Annotated in this window: 16 protein-coding genes; 2 read left to right on the forward strand and 14 right to left on the reverse strand. The window is 50.5% G+C overall.

The features are described from left to right. The first annotated feature begins 116 nt into the window (after window positions 1-116). Both RIC29_17455 and RIC29_17460 read left to right on the forward strand, forming a co-directional pair. Window positions 117-311, forward strand: coding sequence for a hypothetical protein (locus tag RIC29_17455; protein ID MEQ8736713.1), 195 nt, complete (start codon window positions 117-119; stop codon window positions 309-311). A 12-nt stretch (window positions 312-323) separates the two neighbouring features. Next, on the forward strand, window positions 324-863 hold the full coding sequence (locus RIC29_17460; GenBank protein ID MEQ8736714.1) for a hypothetical protein: 540 nt from the start codon (window positions 324-326) through the stop codon (window positions 861-863). A 29-nt stretch (window positions 864-892) separates the two neighbouring features. Here the strand turns inward: RIC29_17460 and RIC29_17465 are convergent, their stop codons facing one another. The 14 genes from RIC29_17465 to RIC29_17530 all read right to left on the reverse strand — a co-directional run. Next, window positions 893-1282, reverse strand: a complete 390-nt coding sequence (locus RIC29_17465) for a hypothetical protein (protein MEQ8736715.1) — start codon at window positions 1280-1282, stop codon at window positions 893-895. Between the two features lie 212 nt (window positions 1283-1494). Further along, complete coding sequence (locus RIC29_17470; GenBank protein ID MEQ8736716.1) at window positions 1495-1998, reverse strand: hypothetical protein; 504 nt, start codon at window positions 1996-1998, stop codon at window positions 1495-1497. Window positions 1999-2018: 20 nt separating this feature from the next. Continuing rightward, entirely contained in the window at window positions 2019-2771 is a 753-nt protein-coding gene (gene gspN, locus RIC29_17475; GenBank protein ID MEQ8736717.1) for a type II secretion system protein N, read from the reverse strand. Continuing rightward, window positions 2768-3250 (reverse strand): type II secretion system protein GspM, encoded by a 483-nt coding sequence (gspM, locus tag RIC29_17480; GenBank protein ID MEQ8736718.1) that lies wholly within the window; start codon window positions 3248-3250, stop codon window positions 2768-2770. Before gspM ends, gspN begins: the two co-directional genes overlap by 4 nt. Beyond that, the gene (gspL, locus tag RIC29_17485; GenBank protein MEQ8736719.1) at window positions 3247-4428 is read right to left on the reverse strand and encodes a type II secretion system protein GspL; all 1182 of its coding nucleotides are present in this window, start codon (window positions 4426-4428) and stop codon (window positions 3247-3249) included. The genes gspM and gspL overlap by 4 nt, the downstream gene beginning before the upstream one ends. Next, on the reverse strand, window positions 4425-5420 hold the full coding sequence (gspK, locus tag RIC29_17490; GenBank protein ID MEQ8736720.1) for a type II secretion system minor pseudopilin GspK: 996 nt from the start codon (window positions 5418-5420) through the stop codon (window positions 4425-4427). Before gspK ends, gspL begins: the two co-directional genes overlap by 4 nt. Beyond that, window positions 5417-6031, reverse strand: a complete 615-nt coding sequence (gene gspJ / locus RIC29_17495; GenBank protein ID MEQ8736721.1) for a type II secretion system minor pseudopilin GspJ — start codon at window positions 6029-6031, stop codon at window positions 5417-5419. The genes gspK and gspJ overlap by 4 nt, the downstream gene beginning before the upstream one ends. Further along, window positions 6028-6429, reverse strand: coding sequence for a type II secretion system minor pseudopilin GspI (gene gspI, locus RIC29_17500; protein MEQ8736722.1), 402 nt, complete (start codon window positions 6427-6429; stop codon window positions 6028-6030). Before gspI ends, gspJ begins: the two co-directional genes overlap by 4 nt. Then, the gene (locus RIC29_17505) at window positions 6419-6949 is read right to left on the reverse strand and encodes a prepilin-type N-terminal cleavage/methylation domain-containing protein (GenBank protein ID MEQ8736723.1); all 531 of its coding nucleotides are present in this window, start codon (window positions 6947-6949) and stop codon (window positions 6419-6421) included. The genes gspI and RIC29_17505 overlap by 11 nt, the downstream gene beginning before the upstream one ends. Before the next feature lie 4 nt (window positions 6950-6953). Beyond that, a complete protein-coding gene (gene gspG / locus RIC29_17510; GenBank protein MEQ8736724.1) occupies window positions 6954-7460 on the reverse strand; it encodes a type II secretion system major pseudopilin GspG in 507 nt (168 codons plus the stop codon). Between the two features lie 7 nt (window positions 7461-7467). Next, a complete protein-coding gene (gspF, locus tag RIC29_17515; protein MEQ8736725.1) occupies window positions 7468-8691 on the reverse strand; it encodes a type II secretion system inner membrane protein GspF in 1224 nt (407 codons plus the stop codon). After that, the gene (gene gspE / locus RIC29_17520) at window positions 8678-10177 is read right to left on the reverse strand and encodes a type II secretion system ATPase GspE (protein ID MEQ8736726.1); all 1500 of its coding nucleotides are present in this window, start codon (window positions 10175-10177) and stop codon (window positions 8678-8680) included. Before gspE ends, gspF begins: the two co-directional genes overlap by 14 nt. A gap of 11 nt (window positions 10178-10188) precedes the next feature. Further along, complete coding sequence (gene gspD, locus RIC29_17525) at window positions 10189-12150, reverse strand: type II secretion system secretin GspD (protein MEQ8736727.1); 1962 nt, start codon at window positions 12148-12150, stop codon at window positions 10189-10191. Beyond that, window positions 12147-12598 (reverse strand): hypothetical protein (locus RIC29_17530; protein MEQ8736728.1); only part of this gene is annotated, 452 nt, incomplete at its 5' end. The genes RIC29_17530 and gspD, both read right to left, overlap by 4 nt.

Here is a 12598-nt window from a genome sequence, read left to right on the forward strand (position 1 = left end):
CAAGGCAACAAGAGGATTTGGAAATTTCTCAAGTGCATCGTGAGTACGCTTTGCTATTACTTATTGTAATTAACCTTCGCTAAACCGTCACCATTCTGTAACCCACAGGGGGTAAAGTGTTTTTCCAAAAACATTTTAGTAATGGTCAAATGCCGATTACAGGTATGCGCAAAGTTGGTGAAGAAGCAGAACGAAACACCCACGAACTGTTAGCACAATCTGCTATTCTAGAACGGTTAGCAGAGATATATGACGAAAAAACGGTTTTAAAAATTGCACATACACATGGCCTATCTACTTTCTATAAATGATTAGGCGAGTGTTTGCGAAATGCTGGTTCTCTATTTTTGAGATATGGCACATCAAATGATAAAATGATCCACGACCTAGCTCCGAAATTGATAACAGTCGCGCGAACTGCTGAAATAGCAAGAAACTTTGATGAAGAACTTTGTTACCTTGATTTCTGGGATCGGTGGCAAATATTTAAGTTACTTCAAAATACTGGACACCCAGTTGTAGACAGCCTTGATAGTTATACTAAGGTCGACCCTGTGCTGGCAGGAAATATCGTTTTAGAAGAACTTCGTCTTATTCTCAAAGCGATCATAAGATTTGAACACAACTTTTTTGAAACGCTCTCCAGTAACAGTACCAGTGACTTAGATCTCGGGCTATTTTTCTTTGTTCAGGTCATCGGCACTTACTGGATATCTCTTACCGGCAAGCAGACTTTCAGTGATTTACAAGGTGAAGATATTACTCCTCAAGCTCTAGCATTTTTGTCCGACTGCATTGCCCCTTTATCAAAGATAAGCGCAGAAGAAATCACTAAAATCGCAAAAGCTGCGCTGCGGCAATAAAAGTTTATGCGTTCAAAATATCGACAATGCTAATTCTCCAATCCTAAACTTGCTAAAGCATCTCTAGCGATTTTCTTGGTACGCACGTCTTCACCAGAGTGAAGAGTTGCAACTGGGTTTTCATTTAGAGACAACACTTTTTCATAGGTCGCCATGGCATCAGTAGGGCGATCTGTCTGCGTATAAACGTAGGCCAAGTTTAGTAAACGGAAGGGATCGTCTGGGTTTTCAGCAAGGTCTGATTCAAGTTTGGACTCGGCTTTTGGCCAATCCTGACCAACCACATCTGTGTAGGCCCAACCACGATCAGTGTAGCTCATACCTGTATCCGCACTCTGACTGACATCGGTCGTGCCAGCGCAGGCTGATAGAGCCAATGCAGATAGGATTGCTGCTGGTGCAGAAAACTTTTTGAACATAATCACCTCCAAACTCAGCGATGAATTCGCCTTCATTATGTGAAGGATATATTACAATTTAGAGACTGTACTAGCGGAGAATTGTTAAGAATGCACAATTAAAAATAATTAATTTATATAAATGCAATTTATAGTTTTAATTATGACTTATTATTGTCATATTTTCATAAATTTTATGTAGCGTTTGAAGCTTTTAAGCAATCAAGATCACGCTACCCAGGCTGGCAAGCAATTAGCCCGCCCACTGGCAAAACCAGCTTCCAGCCGCCCGTTTGCTCAAACCTCAGAGAGCCACGAGGAACAACAGCACCACCCGACATGTTGGCCCGCCCTTCTATTTCCAAGATGAGAGTCACCGTCACGTCGCCATTTTGAAATGTTTGTCTGGGGTGCTGTCCAAACACCGCCCCGCCTTCGGCGGAAACCCGCGCATAGGTGGTTTCTTCGTCAGCAATCATCATTTTGCCTTCAGCGCGATCGCTGTTACCAAAAAACACTAGCTCTCGTTCCTCGGACCGCGTCCATAAAAAAAGCCCGCATTGGCCTGCGTGCAATTGCTGGGGCCGTAACGGGCCAATCAGCTCGGTAAAAGCCTTCTCATCAAGACTGTCCGGCGTGTCAGAGAACCGACCCGGAGAAGTCGCGCAAGCTGAAACAAGGACGCTCAACATAAGCGCTAGAATGAAGCCTCTCGCAGCTTTGAGATCATGAGCCATACGTCGCTCCACTATAAATTTTAGTGTGAATCGTAGTTTGGGGCATTGTACGGCAACTGTAAGGTCTGTGCGAATTCATATGATGAACCGGTTTTTACAAAACCAAAAACTGAAGCACTCAGGCCTTGCTCTTCACTAAGACCTTCAACCTTTATGCGAAGATCTATAGTGTCCGCTTCGCCTTGCACGATCTCTAATAGGATGGGGTTAGCGCCCAACGTCCCGCTCAAAGTCGATGCAACTGCACCGTCCCGACAGACAATTGGGCCGGTGAACGAAAGGCTTTGATTGTCAGCGAGCTGCACACGGCCATTTAAAGTCGCAACTCCATCTGCAGCGCTACACCGTCCCGATGCAATATCTAATGTATTGAGGGTTACATCGAGCACACCATTTATGGGAATGAGAAGCGGAATTTGGGAGACATCAAATCTAATTTTTGCGTCGGACAGATGAAGCCGTGATGTACCTTTGAACACTTTCGCTTCCCCCCCTAACACCTCGGAGCGGACGCTGATGTTGGCACGGATACTCCCGGTGAAAGTGCTAAACGGAGATAAGTCGTAAACAACATGACCAAGGGAGAGCGGACCTAGAACTGCGCCTTTGACCCCACCCCGCCAAGCCGTGCCATATGCCGTTGTGTAGCTGAGAGAAGACGTCTCCAACGGCAATCGGTTCAATAAAAATGAAGCCGGCAATGTCGCAACAGCAGCACCGAGAAAAACGATGAAAAAGAAAGTGAGTGAGAGCCTTATAGCCAATGAACTCATTTTGGCGCTCTAAGAACAACCTGTGCATTAACAGCATCTCCCTCTGGCGACTTTTGGATATCAACACGAGAGACGACAAAACTATATTGCGTGTTCAGATTGACTATCCAGCTATACAAAACAGACACATCCTCCTGATCAAACCAGAAAGACACGGCCTCGTCTTCCAGCGGCTGAATGCGTGTAATTCCCAAACCAAGTTGGCGCGCGGAGGCACTGGCAATGATACGGGGGGGACGGTCATCCACGTCAGCGCGCAACGCATCGCCTTGGGAAGACCCTTTGAATAGCTTGGTTGCAGCCGCTTGGACATCATCTCTCACTTCAGAAACTGCACGATAGTCTTGAAGTGCCTGATCTCTAAAAGACAGCACCGGGCGAATGACGGTAAAGTATAAGACCAAGACGGCCATAAGGCCGAGCAAAGAGACTATGAGGGCCTGTTCGCGCTCAGTGCGTAAGATCCACCATTGGGTCATGGGCGAGTCACCTCGATATCACTGATCACGTCGCTGCCGGCGGACCGCGTACTGCCTTCATTGAGCTGCAAGCCCAAAGCCGTGAGGTTGCGCCGCACGGTTTCCATTTCAGCATAACTTGGAAGAACAACAGTGGCTGTAAGACGGCCTTGCCCCGCATTAAATTGCAGGGCGTTTAAGCGACTGCTAGGCGTATTTTCAAGGGCCGTGAACAGTCCGGACGAGAGCAACAGAAATTGATCTCCCGCGCCACTGGATTCATTCAACCGCGATTCAATTTGCGCCCTAGGATTAACTATACGAACAACATCTGGCAACGCCTGACGAAAAATTGTTTCCGTCTCTGCGCGCAATGCTTCTGCCTCTCTGTTCAGAAAGAAACCTTGCAACAACACCCACAGCAAGTAGGACAAAGCGACAATACTGATAAGCGCAAAAGAAACTTTCCATTCTTTTACGATGGATAACAGAGACGTCGATGGAGCATATCGCCCCTGACGTAGATTGAGTATTTGTGGAGACAAGCCGGCGGCCAACATCTCTTCATACTGAATATCTGAAGGAGCAGGCAGTTCGTTGAGCGTGACGGAACTGCGCAACGTTGACGGCACCAAAGCCTCAACGCGATACGAATATACATTCAGCACTTTAATTTTTGCCTCAGCGATCAGGCGTTCAATAAGAAGGGCAAAAAGGTCAATCTCAACCGCAAATCCGCCGCCGCCCTGTAGGGCTATCAATATGCTATCTTCATGGTCAATGAGCGTCGCCTCACCGTCAGCAAGCGTGTGCGCACAGGACTCAGGCAACAGAATCGCGTTACCGGCTTGTTGTTGCTCTAACGCTTCTTCCCACACCCTCATCCGTTCATGAGCAACAACCGCAATTAGGCGGTTACCAGGCCGTACCTCCGGCCCGACGGCAACATGTACATTTGCCGGATCCTCAGCTATCTCGTCTTCAATGGCAAAAGGGGCTGCCGCCCTGGCTTGGGCCTCAGAGCGCGTCGGAATTTCGACTTCACGAAGTGTAATATGCTGGTTGGGCACGATGGCATACGTCAGGCCATCTTTCTTGATAAGGCGGATATTGACAGGGCTTGCCTCTGCCTCATCCTCAGAAAGCACCTCATCTGACTCATCGAAAGCAGATAATATTGCAACGTCTGGAGCGGTCATTGCACCTCTCCGTAGCTGCGCGATAGCAATGCAATCTCACCCCCGGGGCGTTGTTCCAAGAGTGACTGCATGGAGACATAGACCTGATCGAGTGTCACTTCGGCTTGAAGTGAGAAATAGCGGGTGCGCACAGAGACCTGCTGTTTGATCTCAGCAGTCACCCCTAACCCTGCAAAAGAGTCATGCCCCCAAAAGTCCTCTAATGTACCAAATCCGTCTCGCGGTCGGTCTACAATGACTTGGCGCGCAGCAGTCAGTTTAAGATCAGATCCAACGAGCATTACAACCAACGGTGCAAGTTCAGGGGTGAGGGTATTGATGTTAATCGGGCTTGGCTCAACATTGGGTAACGCACAGACAAAAGGCTGAATGCGTTGATAGGTATCTTCTGAGTAGTCACGCATTGCCCGTAGTTCCGTCACTTGCCCAACGAGCGTATTTGCGGTTCTGTAGGGGGGCGATAAAGACATGTAGAAAGTGTCTTCTGCCCCACGTGCACTTGGCGAAGAATCGCTGTCGATCCAATCCGCAGCTGTATTAACAAGAGACTCGGCTTCGCTTTCACCAAAACCAAGAGCCCGCAGCAGAGCTTGATACTGAAGCAAACCAGCATCACTCTGCTCAAACCGGTTGCTTCCGTCACGCACGACCAGACTGTTGAGATTAAAACAATTTGAGCCATCTGTGAGGCGGCCTTCAATTAGACCACCTTCAACGGGAAATACGGTCGGACCTTGCGCCCATGGATCATTCAGCGTTGACCGTCCGGGATCAACGCGCCAGCTTTCATAAATCGCTTTCTTTGCCAGTTCTTCTGCGCCATAGGCAAACCACTGCGCCTGATCCATCATGCCTATATTCGCTGTGCGACGAATACCGAACCTGATGTCATCTAACATCGCAATCGCCAGCGATGCGATGAATGTCACTAGCAACAGAACCGTAAGAAGGACAGCGCCCTTCTCATTATTATGATAGCAGACACGCTTCACAACACTAACCCTGACGTCATAAATACCTGACGCAACGCGCCTAGGTTTTGTGTTTCAAGGTCGAGTGCGACAGCATCTGGCAGAACATATGGACCCCGCGCTGGCACCATCCAAGAGGTGCGCCATTGCCCATCAATGAGAAACGAAACGGATAGGTTTTCGACTCCTTTGAGCAGCACTTGAGTTTGAGCATTATCCGCAGACTGCCCATCAAGGCGTGGATAGGCGCGCCGGAGTAATGTTTCATTTTCCAGAATGTAATCAACACGCTGCAAAGAACTACGCCGGTCTTGACCAAGAGGGTTTTGCCACCCATCTCTGACCAACTTGAGGACCGTGCCCAATGTGATCGTGTCCCCCCCCGCAAAAACCACAGGCTCTTGTGCACCATAAGCATCTCGTGTGGCCCGAAGGCTAATCTGAGACAAATCAGCTTTGAGTGTGGCCCGCGTAATCTGTAAGTCTTCGATGGAATGCTGCATCTGATCTGATTGGGCTTTGGCGTTGAGGCTTTGGTTCAAAACTGCTCCGCCAATCAGGGACAACATTGAGAAAACAGCCAATGTCACAAGAACTTCGACAAGCGTAAAACCAGATTCTGTTCTGCTCATGGTGCCCCCTTGAACCCAGTCCGAGAACTCAACACAAACGGTGCGCTAGCCAAGCGAACGGTAACGTCTAGCTGCCTGACAAGCGGGTTTGGGGTTTCGCCAATACTGCTGGACCATTGCCACGTTTGACCTGCCATGTCTGTTTGGCCGCTGCTTCCCCCGTTAGGCAATTCATCTGCGCGCGTATAAAGATCAATAAGGACATTTTCAGCTACTATGCCAGCAATGGCGCGATCACGAAGAGCCAAAGCAGACTTTGTGCTTTCACCCTGCATATGGATGAGAGAGATCACCGCCATACCAAAAATACCGAGAGCCACAAGCACTTCAATCAGCGTAAAGCCACACTGATGAACACGCGCCACGCTTGATATGTTATTCAGCAGCCTATCGTGCATCAGTCTGAACCACTTGGATATCGCCTGACGCTGTGCCGCGGACATGCACGCTGCCGTCTTCACTAGAAACCATAATTTGGAACGGTTCATTCATACCGACGGGATAGAAAACCAGGTTGGGTTGATCAAGAAAGTCTCCGGTCTCTGACACACTTGAAATCTCATTGGCCAGACGCATGAAAGCCTGGCCCATCGGAACAAGACGGACACCCACGCCAGGCGATAACGTTCGGTCTTCAAAAATAGCCCCATCATTGAGCCGCAACCATTGTCCGCGCCGAAAACGATGAAACGCGTATCTATCATTGTTGACGGAAACACCTAACACCTCACCGGATAAAATACTTTCTTGAGCGGTTGATTTAAGACGTGCCGCCAAGCGCACGGCTTCTTTATCAACATCAGTGCGCCCTGAAGGTAGCGTCCAGACGACCGCCCCCGTCATCAAACCAATCACGAAAAGACTCATGATCAGTTCAACGAGGGTGAAGCCCTTGGTGTTGTGGCGGCAACCGTTCATAGTCTTATTCCCAGTTCCCAATATCTGCGTTTGAGCCTTCCCCCCCCAAACGACCATCTGCGCCAAGGGAATACACATCAAAAGGGCCGCTCTCGCCTGGTTGGAGATATTGATACGCGTTGCCCCAAGGGTCTTCCGGAAGCCGTTTAATATATCCGCCAGGTCGATAGCGCTCAGGACGTGACAAACCTGACGGGGTAACTTGAAGCGCCTCTAGTCCTTCATCGACTGTTGGGTAGGTTAGGTTGTCCAGGCGGTACATCTCGACGGCCTGCTCTAAGAGCGCAACATCAGCCCGTGCTTTTTCAGTCATGGCGCGATCTTGGCTCGGCAATACATTGACGACCACAACTGTCGCCAGCAAACCAATAATGACGATGACCACCATCAGCTCGATGAGCGTGAAGCCGCGTTGCCTATCACACGTGTCCTGCGTCGCCGCGCACTGTGGCTTTAAGCGTAATGGCCGAAAGCATAATGGTTGTAAAATGGACTTTAGGGGTTTTGTCATAACGGCCTCACATCAAAGCCAAAGAGTTTAATTGCAAAATTGGAAGCAGGATTGCCAACACGATGGTTGCAACAACCCCGCCCATCACGATGATAATGACAGGCTCGAGCAAGCTCAGCGCTGTCGCGGTAAAGGTTTCAAACTCGCTTTCCAGGTGATCCGCCGATTTGCTGAGCATGGTATCGAGGCGGCCACTGCTCTCGCCAATCGCCACCATGTAAATGAGCAGCGGCGGAAAGACGTTCGTGGACCGTAGTGCGACTGATAACGCGGTGCCTTCCTGCACTTTACGAATGACGGCTTCTATCGCGTTTTGCAGAATGGTGTTTTGCATGGTTTTGTGAGCGGCTTTGAGGCCATCAACAACCGGAGCTCCGCAGGAAATTAGGGTGCTAAGAGTTCGCGCGAGCCGGGCGGCTTGCAGATCTCGCATCAAACGACCGATCAAAGGTACGCGCAACAGCACCCTGTCTGCGTTTTCTCTGACATTGCGGATTTTCAGAACACGAAAGGCCAGGACAATGAGTAACCCCAAAGCTACGAGAAGCATGAGCCCGTATGACTGCGCCACCTCAGAAAGACTCATGACAAATGTGGTTAACCACGGCAGGTCTTGCCCCATGGAGTCAAACTGCTCGACAACTTTTGGCACAACAAAAGTGATGAGCGCCGCAAGAACGGCAAAAGCTGTGACCGCCAGAACAGATGGATAGACACACGCCGTAATCACCTTGCCACGAATTTCCTGAGCGCGCTCTAAGTGGACTGAAAGACGCTCTAGTACGGCTGCCAAACTGCCGGATGCTTCCCCGGCCCCCACCAAAGCCCGATAGAAGGGCGAAAATGCGGCCCCTTGCCGCGCTAAAGAGTCCGCCAGGGTGTGCCCTTCCATGACATCTGAACGGACACCCGACAACACGCTGCGCAGGGCTGGTTTCTCAGACTGCTGAACGAGCGTTTGCAATGCCCCTTCTAAGGGAGCACCCGCGTCCAACATGGTCGCCAACTGGCGCGTTAAGAGTGACAGGTCACGGCTAGAGACTCGTTTTTTTGCTTTAGAGAACCAGTTAGTATTGGAGGGCTGCGCTTGCGCATTCGCTGGCTCAACAGTTAAGGGAACGAGTTTTCTGAGCCGCAAGTCTCTCCTGGCCAGTCGCGCCGTATCAGCCGCAACCACACCGCGATGTCGTCGCCCTTCTCGGTCTAGAGCTTCGTATTCAAATGCCGACATCAGACTCTATTCCCTGGCGGCAGATACGTAAGACCTCATCGAGACTGGTTTGACCCGATGCAACATGCCGTAATCCACTGATCAACAAGGTGTCATTTTCGGTAAAAGCATGTTGGGCGATATCTTCCTCATTTGCATCGTCGTGAATCATACGGCGCACCACATCATCGACGGTTACGAGTTCGTACAAACCTAACCGACCCATAAACCCTGTATGACCACATGCCTCGCATCCGGAAGCACTGTGAAGTTGTCCCTCGGCAACACTATGCTGCGCCAGCAACTGACGTTGGGACACCGTGCTCTCGACCGGCACTTTGCAGATCTTACACAACCGACGCACCAATCTTTGGGCGATAATGGCCTTCACTGTCGACGCAAGCAAAAAGGGCTCGACCCCCATATCTTTTAGGCGCGTGATGGCGCTCACCGCGCTATTGGTATGAATTGTGGACAGCACGAGATGGCCGGTCAGGCTGGCTTGAACGGCGATTGTGGCAGTCTCTGGGTCGCGAATTTCACCAACCATCACAACGTCTGGGTCTTGCCGAAGAATGGCGCGCAACCCTGCTGCAAAAGTCATCCCCACCTTGGTGTTTACCTGAGTCTGACCAACCCCATCGAGCGCGTATTCCACCGGATCTTCAACGGTAAGAATATTGCGGGACTGATCGTTCAAATACGTCAGGCCAGCATACAGAGATGTCGTTTTGCCCGATCCTGTCGGACCGGACACAAGAACAATACCGTTGGGTTCCGAGATGGCACGTCGGAATGCGTTACAAACCGGGAGAGTCATGCCGAGCTGTTCGATGCCAAAGTGTTCGTGGCTTTTGTCCAACAACCTTAACACCACCCGTTCGCCATATTGTGCGGGGAGTGTCGATACGCGGACATCTAAACTCTTGCCGCCAATTTTAAGTGAAATTCTGCCGTCTTGAGGAATGCGCTTTTCGGCAATATCCAAACGCGCCATAACTTTAATACGGGAGACCAAACGGGGTGCCACACGTTGCGAAAGCGTCAGGACTTCTTGCAATACGCCATCAATGCGCACCCGGACCGATAGCTTGGCTTCAAAAGGTTCAACGTGAATGTCAGACGCTTTGCGCTTCGCTGCTTCAGAAATTAGTCCGTTGATCAACCGGATAACCGGCGCATCATCTGCTGAATCCAGCAGGTCTGCCGCTTGGGGTAAGCCTTCCGCAAGGGTTGTCAGATTGTCGTCCGCGTCGAGTTCATCTGAGAGCGATTCAGAATCCATACGCTGTGCGGCATAGACTTCCGACAACGTCTTCTCGAAATCGCTAGCGGACAACGTTTTTACTGTAAAAGGCATGTCCAGAAAGCGGCGAACCTCGAGCAATGAGGTCGCTTTCCACCCCTCGCGAACACCAACCATCGCATGTTCATTCTGTTCAAGAACAAGAACGCCATGATCCTTCGCGAAGGTATAGTTCAAAATGGGGCGCGCTGACTCAGCCATCAGTTAATTCTCTAACGCACACTGGTTGCAGCGGCGTTGTCCATGAATTCACCAAGAATGTCATCCATACTTGAGCGGCCGCCTTGGCTCTTCATCATTTGCTGGGCACGCATCATGTCGTATTTCTCACCGGTCAGTGACCGGACATCATTCGCATTGCGCATGATTGTCGGGCGGATAAAAACCATCAGATTGGTTTTTTCCTTGGAGCGTCTATCGCTGCGGAAAGCGCGACCAAGAACAGGGATATCACCAAGGAAAGGAACTTTATCGACAGACACCTGCTCATCATCTTCAATGAGCCCTCCCAGAACGATGATTTCGCCATCATCAACCATGACTGTGGTTTCGATTTCTCTTTTGTTCGTGACCAGCTCCGAGAACGCCTCACTGACAGGACCGAACACACTGGAAACTTCCTGGCGAATGAACAGCTTAATTGTGTCTCCATCATTTATCTGAGGCTTCACCTCAAGTTGAATGCCGACATCGCGGCGCTCGATCTGGCGGAACGGATTGGTGTTTGCGCTCCCAAGCACTTCGCCGGTGGTGATCGGAATTTCCTGACCGACAATGATGCTGGCTGGCTCGTTATCCATCGTCATGATGGACGGTGTAGAGAGAACGTTAGACCCGACATCTTGATCCACAGCGTTCAGAATAACTCCAAAGAGCGTGCCTCCATCGGTTATGCCCGCCCCACCAATGGCAAAGCCATTCAACCCGAGAAGGCCGTTCAAGGCTTGATTCTGCAATTCCTCAACGACTGAACTGTCCTCGTCGCTGGACTCACGATCAGCCACAACGGCACCCGTTAAGGCAAGAATATTTGGAGCTGTGCTGGAATAATTGGCCACCGTAAACGGCACTTCGCTGCCGCGACTTCCCGACAAGATATACTGCACACCAAGCTCTCTGGCTGCTGTGTCTGAAACTTCCACAATAATAGCTTCGACAAGCACTTGAGACCGGCGGATATCGAGCTGCCGGATCACCCCGTCTAAGGCTTGTTGCATGTCAGGGTCTGCGCTGATCACTAGGGCATTGGTGCCATTGTCGTATGAGATGCTGACACGCGCTGCAGCCTCTTCAGGTGTTCCTGAACGACTGAGTGAAGCACTGATGCGCTCAAGCATCGGTGCAAGCGTTTCGCCATCAGCATGTTTCAGGTACACAACACGGACATCTTCGGTAGATTTATTGCCGTCATCCAACTCGCTGATGACACCTAACAATCGTTCCAAGACAACCGGATCGCCTTTCAACAAGAGTGTATTACTGCGGCCCACGGGGACCGCCGTAACATTTGCGCGCCCGCCATCCTCGCCGCGCTCCGTGCCTGCCAATCCCATAACAATGACGGCCATTTCTGATGCAGACGTATTCAACAACTTTACTGGAATGATGGTCGACATATCTCGGTCAAGCTCAGCCAGCACATCTTGGATACGGCTCATATTCGACGCGTAATCCACTACAATCAAAGACTGCGTGCCCGGCGTAGCAATCACCCTGCCCTTCTGGCTGGCGATTGGTCGCACGGTGTTGAGCGCCGTTGTGGTGTCAATATGGCGAAGCGTAAACACTTCGGTGACGAACTGATCACCTTCAAGGGAATCTCTGCCAACCGGATTAAAATCATCTGCGGCAGCTTCATCCGGAACAATCTTGTAAGCGCCGGAAGATGTAGGAACAGCGGTAAAACCGTTTACCCTGAGTGTTGAAAGAAACACGGCAAAGACGGTCTCAACATCAATCGGTTCACGCGAAATGACTGTTACCTGGCCGTTAACCCTGGGGTCAACAATAAAAGACCGGCCGGTTAGCATCGAGACATCGTCAATAAATGCTCTGATATCCGCATCCCGGAGATTTAAAACCTGCTCTTGAGCCCGCACGTAATCAGAGCTGGCACACGTCAACAAAGCAAACGCCCCCGCAGCGCTGATAAGTCGGAAAAAATATGGCTTCATTGCTGGACCGCCGTTCGGGAAAGTGTGACAGATTGAGGAGAACCATCGCGTTCTATATCTATCCGCGCGTCTTGCGCTCCGCTAAGTTCATCTAATACATCTTTTATTCTCTCAGCACTGACAAGCCGAACATCATTGACAGCAAGCACCACATCACCGGGCATAAGGCCAGTTCCGTTTAGAACCGCAGTCTGCCCAACTTCAGATATGTAAAAGCCGTTTATAGTGCCGGATTGTATTCTGGGCTGTAACCGGACAGAGCTAAGATAAGCTGAGAGTGACCGACCGGTTGCGTCGGCAAGGGGTGCAGCCCCTCCTACGACGGTAATGGGCTGCTGCGGCCTCAATGACGTACGCGCACTGTCCGGAACCAACAGCAGGCTTTCGCGTACGCCTGATCGGGATACGATAACCCGGTCTACACGCACCTGATCTAATACCACTCCAT

The sequence above is a fragment of the Rhodospirillaceae bacterium genome, from assembly GCA_040219235.1.
Lineage (GTDB): Bacteria > Pseudomonadota > Alphaproteobacteria > Rhodospirillales > Rhodospirillaceae > WLXB01.

Coding starts and splice junctions, on each gene's coding strand:
- RIC29_17465 (MEQ8736715.1), bottom strand. CDS start 1,282: ATGTTCAAAAAGTTTTCTGCACCAGCAGCAATCCTATCTGCATTGGCT.
- RIC29_17470 (MEQ8736716.1), bottom strand. CDS start 1,998: ATGGCTCATGATCTCAAAGCTGCGAGAGGCTTCATTCTAGCGCTTATG.
- gspN (MEQ8736717.1), bottom strand. CDS start 2,771: ATGAGTTCATTGGCTATAAGGCTCTCACTCACTTTCTTTTTCATCGTT.
- gspM (MEQ8736718.1), bottom strand. CDS start 3,250: ATGACCCAATGGTGGATCTTACGCACTGAGCGCGAACAGGCCCTCATA.
- gspL (MEQ8736719.1), bottom strand. CDS start 4,428: ATGACCGCTCCAGACGTTGCAATATTATCTGCTTTCGATGAGTCAGAT.
- gspJ (MEQ8736721.1), bottom strand. CDS start 6,031: ATGAGCAGAACAGAATCTGGTTTTACGCTTGTCGAAGTTCTTGTGACA.
- gspI (MEQ8736722.1), bottom strand. CDS start 6,429: ATGCACGATAGGCTGCTGAATAACATATCAAGCGTGGCGCGTGTTCAT.
- RIC29_17505 (MEQ8736723.1), bottom strand. CDS start 6,949: ATGAACGGTTGCCGCCACAACACCAAGGGCTTCACCCTCGTTGAACTG.
- gspG (MEQ8736724.1), bottom strand. CDS start 7,460: ATGACAAAACCCCTAAAGTCCATTTTACAACCATTATGCTTTCGGCCA.
- gspF (MEQ8736725.1), bottom strand. CDS start 8,691: ATGTCGGCATTTGAATACGAAGCTCTAGACCGAGAAGGGCGACGACAT.
- gspE (MEQ8736726.1), bottom strand. CDS start 10,177: ATGGCTGAGTCAGCGCGCCCCATTTTGAACTATACCTTCGCGAAGGAT.
- gspD (MEQ8736727.1), bottom strand. CDS start 12,150: ATGAAGCCATATTTTTTCCGACTTATCAGCGCTGCGGGGGCGTTTGCT.